Origin of the sequence: Streptomyces sp. NPDC018045 (genome assembly GCF_044327445.1) — a bacterium.
Lineage (GTDB): Bacteria > Actinomycetota > Actinomycetes > Streptomycetales > Streptomycetaceae > Streptomyces.
The window spans coordinates 323,527-342,916 of sequence record NZ_JBIRFL010000006.1 but is presented as its reverse complement, the minus strand read 5'-3'; the positions used below and the strand labels follow the sequence as shown (position 1 = coordinate 342,916).

The window sequence follows — 19,390 nt, the reverse complement described above, 5'->3', positions numbered from 1 at the left end:
GGGTACGGCTCCGGACCGTCCGCGTACGGCGAAGGGGGAGCGCCCGGCCCGCCGCCGGGCGTGTCACAGCGGCCGTTCGGCGCAACCGGCGCGGCGGGCGTGCCGCACCCGGGACAAGCTCGGGGCATGGACCAAGCATCGGCTCCCCGGGCGCGGCTCGGGCTCGTGTTCCTGTTGACGGCGGCCGGGATCGCGGCCGTCCTGACCCCCGGCGCCGCGGCCCAGGACCACAGGGGCACCGTGGTCGCGCACCGGGCCCCCGCCACCGCGCCGCCCGCCCCTGCCGACAGCGGCTTCGACGACGACGCCGAGGAGCCGGGCGCCAAGGCCCCCTCCGCGGGCTCCGGCCGTACGGCCTCCGCGTGGCTGCCCTATTGGGGCGACACCCAGGGCGCCTACCGCGACGCCCTCCAGCACGCCGCGCACCTGCACACCGTCAGCCCGTTCTGGTACCGGGCCGCCTCCGCCACCACCATCAAGAGCCAGCCGGGCGCCGGGGACCGGCGGATCATCGCGGGCCTGCACCAGGCCGGTGTCAAGGTGGTGCCGACCGTCAACGAGTCCATGGACGCCACCGCGATGGCCGCCCTGCTGCACGACCGGGCCCGCCGCGGCGCGCACGTCGCGGCCCTCCTGCGGCTGGTGGCCTCCCGCGCGTACGACGGCATCGACCTCGACTACGAGAAGATGGCGACCACCGGGACCGCCCGGACACGGGAGCGGGTGCGCACCGGCTACGCCCGGTTCGCCGACGAACTGTGCGCCAAGCTGCACGCCAAGGGCAAGAGCTGTGTCATCACGGTCATGGCCCGCACCGGCACCTCCGGCAAGGCGTACGACTACGCGCGCCTCGGCAAGGCCGCCGACCGCGTCCGGATCATGGGCTACGACCTGCACTGGGCCGAGGGCTCCCCGGGCCCGCTGTCCTCGCTCGCCTGGTACGAGGAGTTCCTGCGGTACGCCACCCGCACCGTGCCGCGCGACAAGCTCGAAGTGGCCTTCCCCGGTTACGGCTGGGACTGGACCCAGGGCGTCAAGGCCCGCGCCAAGCATCTGACCTGGAAGGAGGCGGAGGCGCTGCGCCGCCGCAAGGGCGTCGCCTACCGCTTCGACACCAAGTCCGGTACGCCCCACTTCACGTACAAGGAGGGCCGGGCCGTGCACCACGTCTGGTACCAGGACGCGCGCGGTGTCGCCGCGCACCTGCCGCTGCTGAGGAAGTACGGCGTACGGAACACCGGGCTGTGGGCGCTCGGGTTCGAGGACCCGCGGTTCTGGAACGCGCTGCGCGGCGAGTAGCCGCAGCGCGGCCCCGGACGGGCTGCCGGCCCGCGCGGTGAACGTCAGCAAGACCTGCCCGGAGCCGTCCGGTGCGTGCAGCATCTCGAAGTCCAGCTCCGTGGCGCCCACCAGCGGGTGGTGGAAGCTCTTGACGCCGAAGCCGCAGCGACTGACCACGTGCCGCGACCAGAGCGCAATGAACTCCGCGTTTTGCACGACCAGTTCACCGATCAGCTCGGCGAGCTGCTGGTCGTCCGGGTGCTGTCCGGCCGCCATGCGCAGCGCGGCGACGGCCCGCCGGCTCTCCGCCTCGCGGTCCGGGGACCGTCACAGGGCGCGGGCGGGCGCGTCGAGGACGCCGTCCGAGGCGTTGTGGCTCTGACCCTGTTCGAGGCGTGTAGTACGCGACGCTGACGCCCGCCGTGTGTGCCGGCTCCTCGCGGCGCAGGCCCGGTACGCGGCGCCGGGCGCCGTGGAGACCAGACCGACGTCCTCCGGCTGGAGGCGGGCGCGGCGGGTCTGGAGGAAGTTTCCCGACTCGGCGGGTGTATCCATGCGGCCAGTGTCGTCCACCGGGGCGTGGTGTGCCTGGCCCTGTCGGTGTCAGGCTGCGGGCGGCCGGCTGGTACCGGGCCGTGGGCGATCGGCTGTTCCCTCAGGGATACCGACCGCTTAGTATGCCGAGGGTCGCGGGGTCCGGCATCCCGCGCTCCCGGCGTACCCGAGGTCTGTGGAGGCACCAGTGAAGGCATGGCGCGTACACGAGAACGGCGAGCCTCGCGAGGTGATGCGGCTGGAAGAAGTGCCGGACCCGCGGCCCGGGCCGGGACAGTTGCTGCTGAGGGTGCGGGCCGCCAACGTCAACTTCCCCGACGCGCTGCTGTGCCGCGGGCAGTACCAGGTACGTCCGCCGTTCCCCTTCACACCGGGTGTGGAGATCTGCGGCGAGGTGCTCGCCGCAGGCGAGGGGGCGCCCGCCGGGACGGGCGCCCGGGTGCTGGCCCAACCCCCCGTGCCGGACGGTGGCTTCGCCGACCTGGCCGTGGTGGACGCGGCGACGGTCCGCCCCGCCCCGGACGCCCTGGACGACGCGGAGGCCGCCGCGCTGCACATCGGCTACCAGACCGGCTGGTTCGGCCTGCACCGCCGGGCCCGCCTCCAGCCCGGCGAGACGCTGCTCGTGCACGCCGCGGCGGGCGGGGTCGGCAGCGCCGCCGTACAGCTCGGCAAGGCCGCGGGGGCACGGGTCATCGGGGTGGTGGGCGGCTCCGGCAAGGCGGCCGTCGCCCGCGAACTGGGCTGCGACGTGGTGCTGGACCGGCGCACCGACGACCTCGTGGCCGCCGTCAAGGAGGCCACCGGCGGCCGGGGCGCGGACGTGGTCTACGACCCGGTGGGCGGCGACGCGTACGCCAAGTCCGTCAAGTGCGTGGCCTTCGAGGGCCGGATCGTGGTCGTCGGATTCGCCAGCGGGGCCGTGCCGGCCCCCGGCCTCAACCACGCGCTCGTGAAGAACTACACGATCCTCGGCCTGCACTGGGGCCTGTACAACACCAAGGACCCGGCCGCGGTCGACGCCTGTCACGAGGAACTGTCCAAGCTGGCCGCTCAGGGCGTCATCCGGCCGCTGATCGGCGGCCGCGTACCGCTGTCCGGCGCGGCCGAGGCGGTGCAGCGGGTCTTCGACGGCACCACCACCGGCCGCCTCGTCGTCGTGCCCGGCCTGGAGGACGCGTGATGACCGAAGTGACCACGGACGCCGGAAACCTCGACGCCGACGGGCTGCGCCGCCGCGCCGCCGCCCTGCTCGAAGCCCACCCGCCGGCCCGTACCGACCCGCTCGACTTCCTGCGGGCCCGCTTCGACGCCGGGCTGGCCTGGGTGCACTTCCCCCGGGGCCTCGGCGGGCTCGACGCGCCGCGCGCGTGGCAAGCCGTCGTGGACGCCGAGTTGGAGGCGGCGGGCGCGCCGGACAACGACCCGCGCCGCATCGGCATCGGCCTGGGCATGGCCGCCCCCACCATCCTCCGCTTCGGCACGGACGAGCAGAAGAAGCGCTTCCTGCGGCCGCTGTGGACCGGCGAAGAGGTGTGGTGCCAGTTGTTCAGCGAGCCCGGCGCCGGGTCGGACCTGGCCGCGCTCGCCACCCGTGCCGTACGCGACGGGAACGGCACCGACTGGGTGGTGGACGGCCAGAAGGTCTGGACGTCCAGCGCCCACCAGGCCCGCTGGGCGATCCTCATCGCCCGTACGGACCCCGGGCTGCCCAAGCACCGCGGCATCACCTATTTCGTGTGCGACATGACCGCCCCCGGCGTCGACGTACGGCCGCTGCGGCAGATCACCGGCGAGGCCGAGTTCAACGAGGTCTTCCTGACGGGCGTGCGGATTCCCGACGCGCACCGCCTCGGCGAGGTGGGGGACGGCTGGCAGGTCGCCCGCACCACCCTGATGAACGAGCGGGTGGCGATCGGCGGCGCCCGCCTGCCGCGCGAGGGCGGCATGATCGGCGTCGCCGCGCAGGCCTGGCGCGAGCGCCCCGAGGCGCGCACCCACGACCTCCACCAGCGGCTGCTCGGCCTGTGGGTGGACGCCGAGGTGGCCCGCCTGACGGGGGAGCGGCTGCGCCAGCAGCTCGCCAAGGGCGCGCCGGGCCCGGAAGGCAGCGGCATGAAGCTGGCGTTCGCCCGGCTGGCCCAGCAGATCAGTGGCTGGGAGGTGGAGTTCCTGGGCGAGGACGGACTGGAATACGACGACTGGACGCTGCGCCGCCCCGAGGGCGTGGACTTCACCGGACGCCAGGCCGGTTATCGCTACCTGCGGGCCAAGGGCAACTCCATCGAGGGCGGCACCTCCGAGGTGCTGCTGAACATCGTCGCCGAACGCGTCCTGGGGCTGCCGCCCGAGCCGCGTACCGACAAGGACGTCGCCTGGAAGGACCTCCCCCGATGACCGCTCCCACCGAACCGGCCCCCGCACAGCCCGCCGCCGCCCCCGATCTCCTCTACTCCGAGCCCGAGGACGACCTGCGCGCCGCCGTCCGCTCGCTGCTCGGCGACCGCGGCGGCCCGGTCGCCGTCCTCGCGGACCTGGAGAGCGGCCGGACGCACGACACCGGGCTGTGGCGCTCGCTGGCCACGGACATGGGCACGGCCGGGCTGCTGGTCCCGGAGAAGCTCGGCGGGCAGGGCGCGAGCGCCCGGGAGGCCGCCGTCGTCCTGGAGGAACTGGGCCGCTCGGTGGCTCCCGTGCCGTACCTGACCAGCGCGGTACTGGCCGTGACGGCGCTGCTCGGCTGCGCGACGGACCGCCCGGAAGTGGCCGCGCCGCTCGCCGCGCTCGCCGCAGGGCGGAGCGTCGGTGTGCTCGCCGTGCCCCTGCCGACGGCTCCCGGCGCGCTGCCGGAGCCGGCCGTGCGGGCCGACGCGGACGGCGCGCTGAGCGGCGTGGTGACCGGCGTCGCGGACGCCGCCGCGGCGGACGTGCTGCTCGTGCCGGCCGACGGCCCGCAGGGATACGCACTGTACGCCGTGGACGGGACGGCCGACGGCGTCCGGACCGAGCGCGCCACCCCGCTCGACCTGACCCGCGTCCCGGCCCGGATCACCTTCGACCGGGCCGCCGGGCGGCTGCTGGCCGGGCAGGACACGGCCCGTGCGGCGGTGGCCGGGGCACTGCTGGCGGGGGCGGGGCTGCTCGCCTCCGAACAGCTCGGCATCGCCGAATGGTGCCTGGCCGAAACGGTCGGATACACCGCACAGCGCACCCAGTTCGGCCGCCCCGTCGGCTCGTTCCAGGCGCTGAAGCACCGGATGGCCGCGCTCTGGCTGGAGGTCGCCTCGGCCCGTGCGGCGGCCCGCAACGCCGCCGACGCGCTGGCCACGGGAAGCCCGGACGCGCGGGTGGCGGTGGCGGTCGCGCAGGCGTACTGCGCGCCCGTCGCGGTGCGCGCGGCCGAGGAGTGCATCCAGTTGCACGGTGGCATCGGCATGACCTGGGAGCACCCCGCGCACCTGTTCCTCAAGCGCGCCAAGAGCGACGAGATCGCCCTGGGCACGCCGGGCCGGCACCGCGCGGCACTCGCGGAGCTGGTGGACATCCCGGCTCCGTAGCCGCGTCGGCGCCCGGGTTCCCCGCCCCGTACAGGCCGGTTCGTACCGGTCCGTACGGGGTGCCGTCGTGCGCGGCCGTGGCGGCTGGCCGGGCCCCGCCCGGTGGCACCCCTGCGTCTGCCCGAGGCGCCGTCGTGGCCCCGCCCCGGCCTTCCCCCGCCCATCCGTCGGCACCCGGCCGCACGCGGGCGGCCGTCTACCCGAGGAGGCTCAGGGGGCCGCTGACGTCGCTCTCCGTGCCGTCCTGGGTCGTCACCTCGATCGTGTACGCGGTGCCCGGCGGCACCGTGGGCAGCGTCGCCAGGGCCTCCCCGGCGCTCTTGCCGCCCGCCTTGGGCGCCACCAGCGACAGCCGGTCGTGCCCTCCGGACGGCGTGCGGGCGCTCAGCCAGACGTCCACCTCCTTGCCGGTCGTGTTCGACCACTGGACGAGGAGGCTCCCCGCCACTTTCGCGCTGGAGCCGGCGGCCGGGGTCGTGACCTTCACGGCCGGGCCGGCGGCGGACGGGGCGGTGGCCGGGCCGACCGCGAGGGCGGTCGCCGCGGCGGCGGTGGCGGCTCCGACGGCCATGCCCTTGGCCTTCGCCGTGCGCATGATGACCTCCGTGGTGTCGGGGGGTGGTCGGGCGAAGCCTCCCCGCGCGGCGAGATCGTCACCGGTGCCGGGGCGACGGCCACCTCACCGGGGGTCTCGGAGCGGACGGGGCGCCGCGGCTGTACGACACTGTGTCCGCGGTCCGCGCGGGGCGGTGCCCCGGTACGCGGATGCCGGGAGCACGCCCCGGCCCGTTACGCAACCGTTATGACTGGAAAGTGCGGTTCGGGTAGCGTCGTACTCATGAAGATCGCACCCCGTCGCCCCGCGGCCTCCGGGACGGCGCCCGGCCGGCGCCCGCAGGCCGGCCCGGCGTTCCTGCTGGCCGCCGTCCTCCTGGCGGTGCTCACCGCCGTGGCGCCCGGCGCGCGGGCCGCCGACGGGCTCGACGAGGCGGCGGACGCCCTGAAGAAGGGCCCGGTGTACGTGGACCCGCGGGCGTCCGGCGAGCTGTCGTCCGCCGACGCGGACGCCCTCGCCAAGAAGATCAAGGACTCCGGGAAGCCGGTCTTCGTCGCGGTGCTGCCCGAGGCCGCCGAGTACCGGCCCGGCACGCTCCTCAAGGACCTGCGGACCAAGACCGGCGTCAGCGGCGTCTACGCCGTCGAACTCGGCGACCGGTTCAACGCCGCCGCCGACAGCCGGGTGATGTCGTACAACTCCGTACGCAACCTCGTCGGCGCGGTCCAGCGCTCCGGCTACGGCACCACCAAGGAGCGCCTGAACAGCTTCGTGGACACCGCGACCCGGCAGGCGTCCGGCCACGAGCCCGCCTCCTGGGGCGGCGACGGCGCCGGTGTCAGCACCGGCGCGCTCGTCGGCCTGGGAGCGCTGGCGGTGGTCGGCGGCGGTGGCGCCTACGCGCTGCACCGCCGCAACAAGAAGCAGCGGGCCGAGGAGGAACGGGCCGCGCTGGAACAGCTCCGCGTCGTGGTGGACGAGGACATCACCGCCTTCGGCGAGGAACTGGACCGGCTCGACTTCAGCCCCGGCGAGCCCGGCGCCGACGACGCGATGCGCGCCGACTACAGCCACGCGCTGGACGCGTACGAGAACGCCAAGACGGCGATGGGCCGCGCCGAGCGCCCCGGCGACGTCGAGCAGGTCACCAAGGCCCTGGAGGACGGCCGGTTCGCGCTGGCCACCCTGGCCGCGCGGCGCGCGGGCGAGCCGCTGCCGGAACGCCGGGTGCCGTGCTTCTTCGACCCGCGGCACGGGCCGTCCGTCGCGGACGCTGAGTGGGCGCCGAACGGCGCGGCGCCGCGCACGGTCCCGGTCTGCGCCGCCGACCGGGCGCGCCTGGAGGACGGTCAGGAGCCGATGGCCCGCACGGTGCAGACCGAGTACGGGCAGCGTCCGTACTGGGACGCGGGGCCCGCGTACGGCCCCTGGGCGGGCGGCTACTTCGGCGGCGGCATGCTGCCGGGCCTCCTCGTGGGAACCATGCTCGGCAGCGTCCTGATGAGCCCGTCCGCCTACGCCTCCGACTTCGGCGGCCAGCAGGGGGCCGAGGGCGGTGACGTCTCCGGCGCGGACTTCAACCCGGACGACTTCTCCGGCGGCTTCGGCGGAGACGGCGGCGGGGGCTTCGACGGCGGCGGGGGCTTCGGCGGCGGGGACTGGTGACGGCGCCGGGGCGGGGCACGGTCACCGGCTGAGAGCATGGGCCCGGGACGCGGGCGCCCGGCCGGGGCGCGGGCATCGGCCCTGTCGGCTTCGGCTGCCCGCACCCGTTTCGCGCCCGAAGCGGCGCGGCATACGCGGGGAGCCGGGGCCGCCTTTCCTCCCGCGCTCTCTCATGTTGTTTAATTGCCTGCACTTTGCAACAACATACGGTCTTCAGTAGGGGAGTGGGCATGACGTCCCGGTCGATACGCTCAGCGGCCGCCGCGGCACTGGCGGGAACCATGGCGTTCGGGGTGGCGGCCTGCTCGACGCCCACCGGCGGCAAGGGCGGCGGCACGGCCGGTGCCGAGGACTCCGCCGTGGTCGGCATCGCCTACGAACCGGAGACACTGAGCCCGCTGCTCGGCTACGGCAAGGACGGCAACTCCAAGATCTTCGACGGGCTGCTCACCCACGACGCGGACATGGAGCTGAAGCCCGCGCTGGCCGCGAAGCTGCCCGAGGTCTCCGACGACGGCAAGACCTGGACCTACACGCTGCGCGACGGCGTCACCTTCAGCGACGGCAAGCCCTTCACCGCCGACGACGTGGTCTTCACCTACGAGACCATCCTCGACGAGAAGACCAACAACGCTTCCAAGGCCGAGCTGGACGCCCTGGAGAAGGTCGAGAAGAAGGACGCCCGCACCGTCGTCTTCCACCTCAAGTACCCGTACGCGCCGTTCGCCGAGCGCACCGTCCTGCCGATCGCCCCCCGGCACATCGCGGGCAAGCAGGACGTGAACACCGGGTCCTTCACCACGCACCCGGTCGGCACCGGCCCCTACATCCTCACCAACTGGTCCAAGGGCGAGAAGCTCTCCTTCAAGGCCAACCCGCACTACTGGGGCGGCGCGCCCAAGGTGAAGAACTTCACCATGGCGATCATCAAGGACGACGACGTCCGCGCCACCCGGCTGCGCTCCGGCGACCTCGACGGCGCCATCCTGCCGCCCAACCTCGCCGCCACCTTCAAGTCCGACCAGGACAAGAAGACCCTGTCGGCCAAGACCTTCGACTACCGCAACGTCACCCTCCCCACCGCCAACAAGGTCACCGGGGACCCGGCCGTACGCCGCGCCCTGGACGTCGCGGTGGACCGCAAGGCCATGGTCGACGGCATCCTCGACGGCGCCGGCAAGCCCGCCTACGGACCCGTACCGACCGACAGCCCCTGGTTCGCCAAGGGCACCGAGCGCACCCACGACCTGAAGAAGGCCGAGCGGATCCTCGACGACGCCGGCTGGAAGAAGGGCGACGGCGGCATCCGCGCCAAGGACGGACAGCCGGCCTCCTTCAAGCTCTGGTACCTCGCCGGCGACAAGCTGCGCCAGGAGCACGCGCTCGCCTTCGCCTCCGACGCCAAGAAGGCCGGCATCGAGGTGAAGGTCGAGTCCGGCCCCTGGGAGGCCATCGAGCCGAACATGAAGACCGACGCGGTCCTCGCCGGCGGCGGCAGCCCCGCCGACCCCGACTTCGACCAGTACCTGCTGCTGCACTCCTCGCTCGCCGGCGACGGTTTCAACAACATGTCGCGCTACGACAACCCCGAGGTCGACAAGGCGCTGGTGGACGCCCGCCGCACCGACGACAAGGCCGCGCGCAAGGCCGGCTACGACACCGTGCAGCGCGAACTCGCCGACGACCCGGCGTACATCTTCCTCACCCACATCGACCACCTCTACGTGGTCAAGGACCGGTGGAAGGACCTCACCACCCAGGTCGAGCCGCACGACCACGGCCTGGCCTCCGGCCCGTGGTGGAACGTAGAGGACTGGCAGCCCGCCAAGTGAGCCGCCGCGCACCGCTTCCCTGGGGGCCGATGGCGCGGATGACGGGACGGCGGGCCCTGTTCGCCGTGCCCGTCCTGCTCGCCGTCACCCTCGGCGTGTTCGCCGTCGCGGCCGCCGCGCCCTTCGACCCCGTCCGGGCGTACGCGGGCACCGCCGGGCTCACCGCCTCCCAGGAGAACCTGGACCAGATCCGGCACAACCTCGGTGTCGACCAGCCGCTGCTCGGCCGCTGGTGGCACTGGCTGACCGGCGCGCTCACCGGTGACCTCGGCGACTCCGCCACGCTGCGCGCGCCCGTCTCGCAGGTCATCGGCGAACGGATCGGCTGGTCGGTGCTGCTGTGCGCCCTGGCGTTCGTGCTCGCGATCCTGGCGGGCACGCTGCTGGGCGTGCTGGCGGCCCGGCGGCCCGGCTCGCTGCTCGACCGCGCCGTCACCTCCGCCGCGTACACCCTGGAGGCCGCCCCGCCGTTCTGGCTCGGGCTGCTGGCCGTCTGGCTGTTCGCGCTCCGGCTCGGCGTGCTGCCGGCCGGCGGGCTGACCGACACCGGCAGCGAGGTCGCCACGGCCGGGCAGGTCGCCCGGCACGTCGTCCTCCCGGCGCTGGTGCTCGCCGTCTCGCAGCTCCCGTGGTTCGTGCTGTACGTACGGCAGGGCGTCGGCGACGCCCTGGAGGAGGATCCGGTGCGCGGCGCGCGGGCGCGCGGCCTGAGCGAGCGCACCGTCCTGTTCCAGCACGCCCTGCGCTCCGGGCTGCTGCCGGTCCTCACCCTGGTCGGCTCCCGGGTACCGGAACTGATCACCGGGGCGCTGCTGGTGGAGTCCGTCTTCAGTTGGCCGGGCATCGCCGCCGCCACCGTCGACGCGGCGACGAGCGTGGACTTCCCGCTGCTGACCGCGCTCACGGTGCTCGCCACGATTGCCGTACTGATCGGCAACCTGCTCTCCGACCTGTTGTACGGACTCGCCGATCCGAGGGTGGGATTCGATGGCTGAGACGGTGAAGACACCACGGACGACGGGGGCTCCCGGGGCCGACCGGGCTTCCGGGCGCACCGGGGCGGCCCCCGGGGGCGCCGGACCCGCCGGGGGCCCGGACGCGGGTGGCCGGACCGGCTGGCACCAGCGCCCCGCGCGGCACGGCGGCCGCGGCACCCGCACTTTCCGCGTCCGCACCTCCGCCGTCCTGGTGGCGGTCATCATCCTCGCCGTCGTCGTCGTGCCCCTCCTGGTCCCGCTGGACCGGCAGGCCGTCGACCTCGCCGCCAAACTCCGGGCGCCTTCCCCCGCCCATCCCTTCGGCACCGACGAGGTGGGCCGCGACCTGCTGCTGCGCTGCGTGTACGGGCTGCGCGTCTCGCTGCTCGTCGGCGTGGTCGCGGCGCTCGCCGCCACCGTCATCGGCACCGCGGTCGGCGCCCTGGCCGGGGCGCTCGGCGGCTGGGCGGACCGCGGCGTGATGCGCGTGGTGGACCTGTTCTCCTCCGTGCCGCACCTGCTGCTCGGCATCTTCATCGTGGCGATGTTCCGGCCCGGCGTCTGGCCCGTGATCATCTCGGTGGCGCTGACCCACTGGCTGTCCACCGCCCGGATCGTGCGGGCCGAGGTGCTCTCCCTCCGCTCCCGCCCGTACATCGACGCGGCCGTCTCCGGCGGCGCGTCACGGCTGCGGGTCGCCGTCCGCCACCTGCTGCCGGGCGTGCTGCCGCAGGCCGGGCTCGCCGCCGTGCTGATGGTCCCGCACGCCATCTGGCACGAGTCCGCGCTGTCCTTCCTGGGCCTCGGACTGCCCGCCCACGAGGCGAGCCTCGGCAACATGGTCAACAGCGCGCGCAGCTCGCTGCTGGCGGGCGACTGGTGGCCGACCCTCTTCCCCGGCCTGTTCATCATCGTCCCGACGCTCGCCGTCGCGGGCCTGGCCGGTGCCTGGCGCGAACGCATCAACCCGCGCCGCCGATCGGAGCTGATGCTGTGACCCCGCCGCCCGCACCGTCCCCGCCGTCCACGGCGGCGGCACCGCCCGTGCCGGCCACCCGGGCCCCGGCCCCCGTCCTCTCCGTACAGGGCCTGTCCGTACGCTTCCGGATGCGCGGCGGACGGCACGTCGCCGCCGTCACCGACGCGTCCTTCGACCTCGCGCCCGGCCAGTGCCTCGCGCTCGTCGGCGAGAGCGGCTGCGGCAAGTCCGTTCTGGCCTCCGCGCTGCTCGGCCTCCTCCCCGGCAACGCGCAGACCGCCGGCACCGCACACCTCGACGGCGTCGAACTCCTCACCGCCTCCGAACGCGAACTGTCCCGCTCGGTACGCGGCCGCCGCATCGGCCTGGTTCCCCAGAGCCCCGCCGCCCACCTCACCCCCGTACGCACCGTACGGTCACAGCTCGAAGAGACCGTCCGCGAGCTCACGGACACCCCCAAGCGCGCCCTGCGGGCCGCCGCCGAGCGCGCCGCCGAACGCGCCGCCTTTCCCGTCGGCCACCTCGACCGGCACCCGCACGAACTCTCCGGCGGCCTCGCGCAGCGCGCCGCGACCGCCCTCGCGCTGGTCGGCGACGCCCCGCTGCTCCTCGCCGACGAACCGACGACCGGCCTGGACCGCGACCTGGTGGACCGTACGGTCGACGAACTGCGCCGCCACATCGACGCGCCGGACGACATCCGAGGCACCGGACGGGCCCTGCTGATGATCACCCACGACCTGGCGGCGGCCGAACGCATCGCCGACCGGGTGGCCGTCATGTACGCGGGCCGGATCGTGGAACTCGCCGACGCGACGGACTTCTTCGGCTCTCCCGGACCGCGGCACCCCTACGCCCGCGGCCTGCTCGACGCCCTCCCCGACCGCGCCTTCACCCCCATCCCCGGCATGCCGCCGGAACTGGGGGACCTCCCGCCGGGCTGCGCCTTCGCCGCCCGCTGCGACCGGGACACGGACCTCTGCACGACCACCGCGCCCGCACTCACCGACGGCACCGCCTGCCATCACCCACGGGAGGCCGCCGCGGCCGCCGGCCCCCAGGCCGCACCCGAGGGGGCAGCCGGTGCTTGAACTCCGCTCGATCACCGCGGGGTACGACCGCGCCCGGCCCGTCGTACGCGATGTCTGCCTGCGCATCGAGGCCGGTACGGCCGTGGGCCTGCTCGGCCCCAGCGGCTGCGGCAAGTCGACACTGGCCCGGGTGGCCGCACTCCTGCACCGCCCGGACTCCGGCACCGTCGTCCTCGACGGCGAGCCCGTCGGCGGCTACCGCCACCGGGCCACCCGCGCCCAGCGCACCGCGTACGGCGTCGTCTTCCAGCAGCCCCGTCTGTCCGCCGACCCCCGACTGCGCCTCGCCGACCTGATCACCGAGCCCCTGCGAGCCACCGGCCGCCGCACCGAGGCCCCCGGCCGGCTGGCCGAACTGGCCCCCACCGTCGGCCTGGGCCCCGACCTGCTGGCCCGGCGCCCCCACGAGGTCAGCGACGGCCAGCTCCAACGCGCCTGCCTGGCCCGCGCCCTGATCCTCCGCCCCCGCTGGCTCATCTGTGACGAGATGACCGCCATGCTCGACGCCTCCACGACAGCCGCGCTGGTGACCGTCGTGGAGGACTACCGTCGCGCGTCGGGCGCCGGACTGCTGGCGGTCGGCCATGACCGCGCCCTGCTGGAGCGGTGGTGCGACCGGACGGTGGGGTGGGAGGAGTTGGGGGACGGGGCCGCGGGGACGGCCGGTCAGGCTGAGCCGTAGCGGGCCTTGATGTGCCGGCGTGCGGTCTTGCCCGTGCCGGAGCGGGGGAGGTCCGGTGCGAGCACGGCGGAGCGGGGGATCTTGTAGCGGGCCAGGCGGCCGTTGAGGGAGGCGAGGACCTCGGCCGGGTCGAGGACCGCGCCCGGCGCCGCCACCAGGACCGCGCGGCCCACTTCGCCCCATTCGGGGTCGGGCACCGGGATCACGGCGCACTCGGCGACGCCCGGGTGGGCCAGCAGCGCGTGTTCGACCTCGGCCGGGTAGATGTTCTCACCGCCCGAGATGATCACTTCTTTGATGCGGTCGATGATGGTCACTCCGCCGTCGGCGTCGATGCGCGCGGCGTCGCCCGTGCGCAGCCAGCCGTCCGAGAGGGCTGCCGCGCTCTCGCGCGGCCGGTTCCAGTAGCCGGTCATGACATGCGGGCCGCGGACGAGGAGTTCGCCGGTTTCACCGGGGCCGGAGGCGGGGCCCGTCCCGGTGGGGCCGCCCGCGTCGGGGGGCACGACGCGCACGTCGGTGAACAGGTGCGGCACACCGGCGAATCCCGGCCCGCCGCCGGTGTGCCCCGGGTGCGTCAGCAGGACGCCCGGCGCCGCCTCCGTCAGGCCGTACCCCTGGCGCAGCGTGATCCCCCGCTGTTCGTACACGGCCGGCAGGTCCTCGGGCACCGGCGCGCCGCCGCACACCAGCGTGCGCAGGGACGACAGATCGGCATGCGGCCAGCGGGGGTGGGCGGCGATCCGGCGGTACATCGTGGGGACGCCGAAGAGGGAGGTGACGCGGTGTCGCTCGACGGCATCGAGCGCCGCGCCCGCGTCGAAGGTCTCCATCAGTACGCAGGTGCCGCCCTTCAGCAGCACCGGCAGGGCCTGCATGCCCAGCGCCGCGGCGTGGTGGAGCGGCGCGGCGACCAGGGCGACCTCATCGGCCGTCAGGTCCTCGTCGATCAGGACGTTGACGGCGTTCCACGTGAGGTTGGCGTGGGTGAGTACGGCGCCTTTGGGGTGGCCGGTGGTGCCGGAGGTGTAGAGGATGAGGCAGGGGTCGTCGGCCGCCACGGGCTCGTCGGCCGCCAGGGGCTCGTCGGCCGGCCCGGCCGAGGGGGTCGCGTGGTCCGCCGGGCGGGGCTCACGCAGGGGCGTCGGCTCGACGACGGGTACGCCGCCGACGTCTGCCGGAGCGCCGGGGGAGGGGCCGCAGCGCAGCAGTACCCGGGCGCCGCAGTCCGTCAGTTGGTAGGTCAGCTCGGGAGCGGTGAGCCGTACGCTGAACGGGACGAACACCGCGCCCAGCAGGCCGGCGGCGAACAGGGACGTGAGGAACTCGGGCCGGTTGGGGCCGAGGAAGCCGACCCGGTCGCCCTTGCGCACACCGTGCTGCCGCAGGGCGTGGGCGATGTGGGTGGCGTGTTCGTACAGACCGGCGTAGCTCAGGCGCCGCCCGTCGTCGTGGACCAGCGCCGTGCGGTGCGGTGTGCGCCGCGCCCGCCGCGCGGCCCAGGCGCCGATGCCTTCGTCATACATGTGCTGCTGCCCCTGTCCGGTGTCCGGTGTCCGGTCGGCCATGGTGTGCCTGGCGGTGCGTCACCCGTTCGAGGGGACGCGTAGTGCCATGTTATTACTACTGGTAATGTGTTTGTGACTGTTGGTAATCGACGTGTGGGGAGGCTGGGGTGGCCGCTGGTCCCGGTACGGCACTTCTGATGGACGCGCGGGTCCGCCACAGCCCCGAGGCCGAGCGCATCGACACCCGCGGCGAGCCCCCGGTGTGGCGCGCGGAGCTGCCCGACGGCTCCGCCGCCTGGGTCGCGAGCGGGTACGACGCCGCGCGCCGGGTGCTGACGGACACCGGCTTCGCCAAACCGGCCGTCCGGGGTGGCGAGCGCTGGACGCGCTACCTCGGCTTCACCGGACCGCAGGTCACCGACAGCATCGTCCGCAGCATGCTCAACACCGACGGCGACCTCCACCGTCGGCTGCGGGAGCTGGGCGCGTCGGCGTTCACACCCGAGCGCGTACGGGCCTGTGTCGACCGTGCCGAGGGCGTGGCGGAGGAGTTGCTGGACGCGATCGCCGGGCGCGGCCGGGCCGACCTGGTCCGCGAGTTCGCCCATCCGTTCGGCGTCCGGGCGATCACCGGCCTGCTGGGATATCCGGCCGACTTCGTCCGCCGAGCGCTGGAGCTCCGCCGCTGGGGGCCGTCCCCGCTGTTCGACCCCCCGGGTTCACCGGACCGCGAGCAGTACGCGGCCGACCGGGAAGCGATGAGCGAGCTGCTGCACGACCTCGTGGCCTTCCGGCGGGGCAGCCCCGGGGACGACCCCGTCAGCGCGATGATCGCGCACGCCGACGCCACCGGCCTCGACGAAGGGCAGCTCACCTCCACCCTCTTCCTGCTGCTCGTCTCCGCCTACGAGCCCGTCGCCGACTTCCTCACGTCGAGCCTCTACACGCTCTGGCACCGCCCCGACCTCCTCGCCGATCCCGCCCGGGTCGTCGAAGGTCTCGACGAACTGCTGCGCTACACCTCCCCGCTGGCGGCCACCATGCCGCGCTTCGCCCTGCGGCCCACCGAGCTGTACGGCGCGGAGCTGGAAACCGGCGACGCGGTGATCGTGCACATCGCCCTCGCCAACCGCGACCCGCGGCGGTTCGCCGACCCCAACCGCCTCGATCTGGCCCGGGACTCCGGCCAGGACCTCGTCTTCGCCCACGGCCCGCACTTCTGCCTGGGCAGCGGCTTCGCCCTCGGGCTGTGCCGCACCGCCCTCGGCGCCGTACTCCACCGGCTGCCCGGCCTCGCCGCCGCCCAGCCGCTCGACACACTGCCCTGGCAGCGCGGCTCGACCGGCGGCATCACCCACCTGCACGTCACCGCCGGCCTGACGGCGCTGCCCGTCACCTTCCAGCCCCGGCACGCGGTGGTGTCCTGATGGCCCGCGTCACCGGCCTGTCGGTGCTCACCGCGTACGGCCACGGCCCGGACGCCCTCTGGCAGGGCCTGACCTCCGGGATCCCGGCCACCTCCCCGGTCACCCGCTTCGACACCGCGCGCCACCGGGCCCGCCACGCCGCCACCCTCCCCGGCACACCCGATCTGTACGCCGAACTGGAACAGCTCATCGGTGAAGCGTGCGACCAGGCCGAACTGTCGCCCGCCGACCGGGCCGCCACGCCGCTCGTGCTCGCCCTGCACGCCGGCCCGGACACGGCTGCCCTGGCCGTGGAACTGGCGGGCGCCTGCGGCCTGCGTGAGGTGCTCACCGTCCACACCGCCGCCTGCGCCGCCTCCAACACCGCCGTCGCCGAGGCGGCCCACCTCATCGGGACCACCGCCGAGCGGCGGGCCGTCGTGGCCGGCGGCAGCTTCGTGGACGCGAGCATGTTCGCCGCCTTCGACAGTGCGGGCATCCTCGCCCCGGACGGCGTCTGCCGCCCCTTCAGCGCCGGCCGCGAGGGCCCGGTGCTGGGCGACGGCGCCGCCGCCGTGGTCCTCGAACGCACCGGCACCGCACCGCCGTGGGCGGCCGTCCGCGGCTGGGGCAACGCCGGCGAGGCCCACCATGTCTGCCGCCCCCACCCCGACGGCCGGGGCCCCGCGGCGGCCGTCGCCACCGCACTGCGCCGGGCCGAGGTCACCGGCGACCGGATCGGCTATGTCAACGCCCACGCGACCGCCACCCCCGCCTTCGACGCGGGCGAGGCCGCCGCCATCGTCAGCGCGCTCTCCCCGCACGGCGCGCGGGCCCCCGTCAGCTCCACCAAGGCCCTGCACGGCCACTGCCTGGAAGCCTCGGGACTGGTCGAACTGGCCGTCTGCGCCCTCGCCTTCCGCCACGGGGAACTGCCCGTCAACGCCAACCACCTCGCCCCGGACGAGGACTGCCCCCTCGACCTCGTGCTCGAACGGGGCCGCGCACCGGGATCCCGCTACGCGCTCAGCCTCAACAGCGGCTTCGGCGGCGTCTGCACGGCCCTCCTCCTGGCGATGCCGTAGCCGCCGCCTCAGCCATGCCGGAACCCCTGACCGCCCCGTACCGCACGACGTCATGAGTGCGGAAAAGCCTCATGAGGACGCCATGGAACTGATCGTCGAGACCCGCGCCCAATGGCCGCCGCCGGACGACCCGGCGGCCCGCCTGCCGGACGTTCCGCGCTTCGACACCTCCGCCTTCGCCCCCCTGCTCGTGGCCGTCGGCGAACGCTGTCTCACCGACCGGTACGGCTCACCGCCGCTGCCCCCGGCGCTCGGCCCGCGCACCGCGCTCGTCCTCGCGGCCACCCGCGGCGACGTGGTGACGCAGGCCGCCATCGACGCCGCGGTGGCCGGGCAGCGGCAGGTGCCCAAACCCCTGCTGTTCCAGAACGTGCCGTCCACGGCGCTCGGCCACCTGAGCACCGTATGGGGCCTGACCGGCCCCCTCATCGCCACGCTCGCCATCGGCGGCCTCCTGGACGCGGCCCGCACCACCGCCGCTCGGGTCATCGCCACGGGCGACGCCGACCAGGTCCTGGCCATCGCCGCCGACCCCGGCGACAGCCCGCAGGCGCCCGGCACGGCATGGGCCCACCTGTTCACGGCCGGGCGGCGCTGACCGCCCGTACCGGCCGCACCGGGACCGGCCGCCCGCCGTGCCCCGACCGTCACCGTGGCCGCGGCTCTCCCGCCCGCGCCTCCACCGTCACCCCCACTCAAGGAAAGCGATGCCCTCGAACTTGCGGCCCCCCACGGCCGAGCTGCGGTTCCCCTCGGTCCTGACCCCCGAGACGCTCGAATCCGCCGCCGGGCCCGTCACCGTACGGCTCGACGACGCCTCCCGCGCCGCCGTCGCCCGCTGCCACGACTACCTCCACACCTGCGTCGGCGAGGGACGCGAGGTCTACGGAACCACCACCGGTTTCGGCCCCCTCGTCGTCTACGCGGGCCAGGACGAGGGCGTCGACCAGTGCGAGAACGTGCTCTGCCACCTCGAAGTCGGCCAGGGCCCCGACCTGGACCCGCCGGTGGCCCGGGCCACCCTGCTCGCCCGCCTGTGGAGCCTGGCCAGGGGCCGCTCCGGCGTGGCGCCCGCCGCCGTGGACGCCCTGGTGGCGATGCTCGGCACGTCCTTCGCGCCGGTGATGCCCGAGTACGGGTCGGTCGGCGCCAGCGGTGACCTCGCGCCCCTGGCCCACGCCCTCAGGTCCCTCCAGGGGCGCGGTGACGCCTACATCGGCACCACCCGTATGCCCGCCGGCAAGGCCCTGGCCGAGGCCGGGCTGCAGCCCGTGGAGCTCACCGGCAGGGACGCGCTCGGCATGGTCAACGGCACCTCCGTGACCGCCGCCGGAGCCGGCCTCGCGCTCGCCCAACTGCACCGCTCGGTGGCCGCCGGCACCGCGCTGACCGCCCTGCTCGCCGGCGTCCTCGGCTGCCGCCCCGACTTCACCGCCCCCGAGATCTTCGAGGCCCTGGGCCACGAGGACACCGCCGAGCGCGCCGCCGACCTGCGCGAACGGCTCACCGGCCATGAACCGAGCGGCACCCGCGCCCTCCAGGAGCCCTACACCTTGCGCTGCGCGCCGCACATCCTCGGTGCCGCGGCGACCAGTCTGCGCCACGCCCGCCAGGTCGTCACCGACGACCTCAACGGCATCAGCGACAACCCCCTGTTCTTCCCCGAGCGTGATCTCGTCGCCCACGGCGGCAACTTCTTCGGCCAGCAGGTCGCCTTCGTCGCCGACCTGCTGTCCATCACCGCGGCCCAGCTCGCCAACCTCGCCGAACGCCAGCTCGACCTGCTGATCGACCCACGGCGTAACGGCGGCCTCAACCCGATGCTCGCCGAGGACCCGGGCCGCGACCACGGCGTGCAGGGCATCCAGCTCGCCGCGACATCCCTGGTGGTGGCGATGCGCCGGGCCGCCACCCCCGCCGCCATGCAGAGCGTCCCCACCAACTGGCACAACCAGGACATCGTCCCGTTCGGCACCCAGGCCGCGTTCACCGCGCTCCGGCAGGCCAGGACGCTGCGCCTGCTGCACGGCTCGCTCGCCGTCGCCCTGCGCCAGGCCGTCCGCGTCGGCACGCGGCGCCCCGCCGCCGACGCCTGCGTCCGGCTCCTGGACGCCCTGGAACCGACCGTGTCGCCGGACCGGCCATGGGCCGTGTCGGTCCGGGACGCCGCCGATGTGCTCGACCGCGCCTGTTGACCGACGCGGCAGCGGCCGCTC

Annotated in this window: 16 protein-coding genes and 1 pseudogene; 14 read left to right on the top strand and 3 right to left on the bottom strand. The window is 74.6% G+C overall.

Annotation, left to right across the window (positions count from 1 at the left end):
* The first annotated feature begins 126 nt into the window (after nucleotides 1-126).
* Nucleotides 127-1,299, top strand: coding sequence for a glycosyl hydrolase family 18 protein (locus tag ACH4EB_RS17430; protein WP_398348376.1), 1,173 nt, complete (start codon nucleotides 127-129; stop codon nucleotides 1,297-1,299).
* On the opposite strand, the pseudogene ACH4EB_RS17425 reads toward ACH4EB_RS17430, so the two are convergent.
* Nucleotides 1,249-1,836, bottom strand: a pseudogene (locus tag ACH4EB_RS17425) (helix-turn-helix domain-containing protein); the annotation flags it as partial. The gene ACH4EB_RS17430 and the pseudogene ACH4EB_RS17425 sit on opposite strands and share 51 nt — an antisense overlap.
* A 187-nt stretch (nucleotides 1,837-2,023) precedes the next feature.
* On the opposite strand from ACH4EB_RS17425, the gene ACH4EB_RS17420 reads away from it, so the two are divergent.
* Genes ACH4EB_RS17420 through ACH4EB_RS17410 form a run of 3 tightly spaced genes read left to right on the top strand, consistent with a single transcriptional unit; the run spans nucleotide 2,024 to nucleotide 5,393 of the window.
* Nucleotides 2,024-3,019 carry an NADPH:quinone oxidoreductase family protein gene (locus tag ACH4EB_RS17420; RefSeq protein ID WP_398348375.1) on the top strand — a complete coding sequence of 332 codons (996 nt, stop codon included), beginning with the start codon at nucleotides 2,024-2,026 and terminating at the stop codon, nucleotides 3,017-3,019.
* On the top strand, nucleotides 3,019-4,233 hold the full coding sequence (locus tag ACH4EB_RS17415; protein WP_398348374.1) for an acyl-CoA dehydrogenase family protein: 1,215 nt from the start codon (nucleotides 3,019-3,021) through the stop codon (nucleotides 4,231-4,233). The genes ACH4EB_RS17420 and ACH4EB_RS17415 overlap by 1 nt, the downstream gene beginning before the upstream one ends.
* A complete protein-coding gene (locus ACH4EB_RS17410) occupies nucleotides 4,230-5,393 on the top strand; it encodes an acyl-CoA dehydrogenase family protein (RefSeq protein WP_398348373.1) in 1,164 nt (387 codons plus the stop codon). Before ACH4EB_RS17415 ends, ACH4EB_RS17410 begins: the two co-directional genes overlap by 4 nt.
* A 196-nt stretch (nucleotides 5,394-5,589) precedes the next feature.
* On the opposite strand, the gene ACH4EB_RS17405 is transcribed toward ACH4EB_RS17410, so the two are convergent.
* Nucleotides 5,590-5,988 (bottom strand): hypothetical protein, encoded by a 399-nt coding sequence (locus tag ACH4EB_RS17405; protein ID WP_398348372.1) that lies wholly within the window; start codon nucleotides 5,986-5,988, stop codon nucleotides 5,590-5,592.
* Nucleotides 5,989-6,231: 243 nt separating this feature from the next.
* Between ACH4EB_RS17405 and ACH4EB_RS17400 the strand changes: the two genes are divergently transcribed.
* From ACH4EB_RS17400 to ACH4EB_RS17375, 6 genes are all read left to right on the top strand, one after another.
* Nucleotides 6,232-7,614 (top strand): hypothetical protein, encoded by a 1,383-nt coding sequence (locus tag ACH4EB_RS17400; RefSeq protein ID WP_398348371.1) that lies wholly within the window; start codon nucleotides 6,232-6,234, stop codon nucleotides 7,612-7,614.
* A 230-nt stretch (nucleotides 7,615-7,844) separates the two neighbouring features.
* Nucleotides 7,845-9,446 carry an ABC transporter substrate-binding protein gene (locus ACH4EB_RS17395; protein ID WP_398348370.1) on the top strand — a complete coding sequence of 534 codons (1,602 nt, stop codon included), beginning with the start codon at nucleotides 7,845-7,847 and terminating at the stop codon, nucleotides 9,444-9,446.
* Between the two features lie 29 nt (nucleotides 9,447-9,475).
* Complete coding sequence (locus tag ACH4EB_RS17390) at nucleotides 9,476-10,441, top strand: ABC transporter permease (RefSeq protein WP_398348369.1); 966 nt, start codon at nucleotides 9,476-9,478, stop codon at nucleotides 10,439-10,441.
* Nucleotides 10,434-11,420 (top strand): ABC transporter permease, encoded by a 987-nt coding sequence (locus tag ACH4EB_RS17385; protein ID WP_398348368.1) that lies wholly within the window; start codon nucleotides 10,434-10,436, stop codon nucleotides 11,418-11,420. Before ACH4EB_RS17390 ends, ACH4EB_RS17385 begins: the two co-directional genes overlap by 8 nt.
* Nucleotides 11,421-11,530: 110 nt before the next feature.
* A complete protein-coding gene (locus ACH4EB_RS17380) occupies nucleotides 11,531-12,493 on the top strand; it encodes an ABC transporter ATP-binding protein (protein ID WP_398348544.1) in 963 nt (320 codons plus the stop codon).
* Entirely contained in the window at nucleotides 12,486-13,175 is a 690-nt protein-coding gene (locus ACH4EB_RS17375; RefSeq protein ID WP_398348367.1) for an ABC transporter ATP-binding protein, read from the top strand. The genes ACH4EB_RS17380 and ACH4EB_RS17375 overlap by 8 nt, the downstream gene beginning before the upstream one ends.
* Here the strand turns inward: ACH4EB_RS17375 and ACH4EB_RS17370 are convergent.
* A complete protein-coding gene (locus tag ACH4EB_RS17370) occupies nucleotides 13,160-14,701 on the bottom strand; it encodes a long-chain fatty acid--CoA ligase (protein ID WP_398348543.1) in 1,542 nt (513 codons plus the stop codon). The genes ACH4EB_RS17375 and ACH4EB_RS17370 overlap by 16 nt on opposite strands.
* A gap of 149 nt (nucleotides 14,702-14,850) precedes the next feature.
* On the opposite strand from ACH4EB_RS17370, the gene ACH4EB_RS17365 reads away from it, so the two are divergent.
* The 4 genes from ACH4EB_RS17365 to ACH4EB_RS17350 all read left to right on the top strand — a co-directional run bounded on the left by ACH4EB_RS17365 (nucleotide 14,851) and on the right by ACH4EB_RS17350 (nucleotide 19,369).
* A complete protein-coding gene (locus tag ACH4EB_RS17365) occupies nucleotides 14,851-16,110 on the top strand; it encodes a cytochrome P450 (protein WP_398348366.1) in 1,260 nt (419 codons plus the stop codon).
* Nucleotides 16,110-17,174, top strand: coding sequence for a beta-ketoacyl-[acyl-carrier-protein] synthase family protein (locus tag ACH4EB_RS17360; RefSeq protein ID WP_398348365.1), 1,065 nt, complete (start codon nucleotides 16,110-16,112; stop codon nucleotides 17,172-17,174). The genes ACH4EB_RS17365 and ACH4EB_RS17360 overlap by 1 nt, the downstream gene beginning before the upstream one ends.
* Nucleotides 17,175-17,226: 52 nt before the next feature.
* On the top strand, nucleotides 17,227-17,772 hold the full coding sequence (locus ACH4EB_RS17355; RefSeq protein WP_398348364.1) for a hypothetical protein: 546 nt from the start codon (nucleotides 17,227-17,229) through the stop codon (nucleotides 17,770-17,772).
* Between the two features lie 109 nt (nucleotides 17,773-17,881).
* On the top strand, nucleotides 17,882-19,369 hold the full coding sequence (locus ACH4EB_RS17350) for an aromatic amino acid ammonia-lyase (protein ID WP_398348363.1): 1,488 nt from the start codon (nucleotides 17,882-17,884) through the stop codon (nucleotides 19,367-19,369).
* Nucleotides 19,370-19,390: the final 21 nt, after the last annotated feature.

What these genes read in the sequence shown, in the direction of transcription:
- ACH4EB_RS17350 (WP_398348363.1), top strand. Translation starts at nt 17,882, where the DNA reads ATGCCCTCGAACTTGCGGCCCCCCACGGCCGAGCTGCGGTTCCCCTCG.
- ACH4EB_RS17360 (WP_398348365.1), top strand. Translation starts at nt 16,110, where the DNA reads ATGGCCCGCGTCACCGGCCTGTCGGTGCTCACCGCGTACGGCCACGGC.
- ACH4EB_RS17410 (WP_398348373.1), top strand. Translation starts at nt 4,230, where the DNA reads ATGACCGCTCCCACCGAACCGGCCCCCGCACAGCCCGCCGCCGCCCCC.
- ACH4EB_RS17385 (WP_398348368.1), top strand. Translation starts at nt 10,434, where the DNA reads ATGGCTGAGACGGTGAAGACACCACGGACGACGGGGGCTCCCGGGGCC.
- ACH4EB_RS17430 (WP_398348376.1), top strand. Translation starts at nt 127, where the DNA reads ATGGACCAAGCATCGGCTCCCCGGGCGCGGCTCGGGCTCGTGTTCCTG.
- ACH4EB_RS17405 (WP_398348372.1), bottom strand. Translation starts at nt 5,988, where the DNA reads ATGCGCACGGCGAAGGCCAAGGGCATGGCCGTCGGAGCCGCCACCGCC.
- ACH4EB_RS17395 (WP_398348370.1), top strand. Translation starts at nt 7,845, where the DNA reads ATGACGTCCCGGTCGATACGCTCAGCGGCCGCCGCGGCACTGGCGGGA.
- ACH4EB_RS17355 (WP_398348364.1), top strand. Translation starts at nt 17,227, where the DNA reads ATGAGTGCGGAAAAGCCTCATGAGGACGCCATGGAACTGATCGTCGAG.
- ACH4EB_RS17390 (WP_398348369.1), top strand. Translation starts at nt 9,476, where the DNA reads ATGGCGCGGATGACGGGACGGCGGGCCCTGTTCGCCGTGCCCGTCCTG.
- ACH4EB_RS17400 (WP_398348371.1), top strand. Translation starts at nt 6,232, where the DNA reads ATGAAGATCGCACCCCGTCGCCCCGCGGCCTCCGGGACGGCGCCCGGC.
- ACH4EB_RS17370 (WP_398348543.1), bottom strand. Translation starts at nt 14,701, where the DNA reads ATGTATGACGAAGGCATCGGCGCCTGGGCCGCGCGGCGGGCGCGGCGC.
- ACH4EB_RS17380 (WP_398348544.1), top strand. Translation starts at nt 11,531, where the DNA reads ATGCGCGGCGGACGGCACGTCGCCGCCGTCACCGACGCGTCCTTCGAC.
- ACH4EB_RS17415 (WP_398348374.1), top strand. Translation starts at nt 3,019, where the DNA reads ATGACCGAAGTGACCACGGACGCCGGAAACCTCGACGCCGACGGGCTG.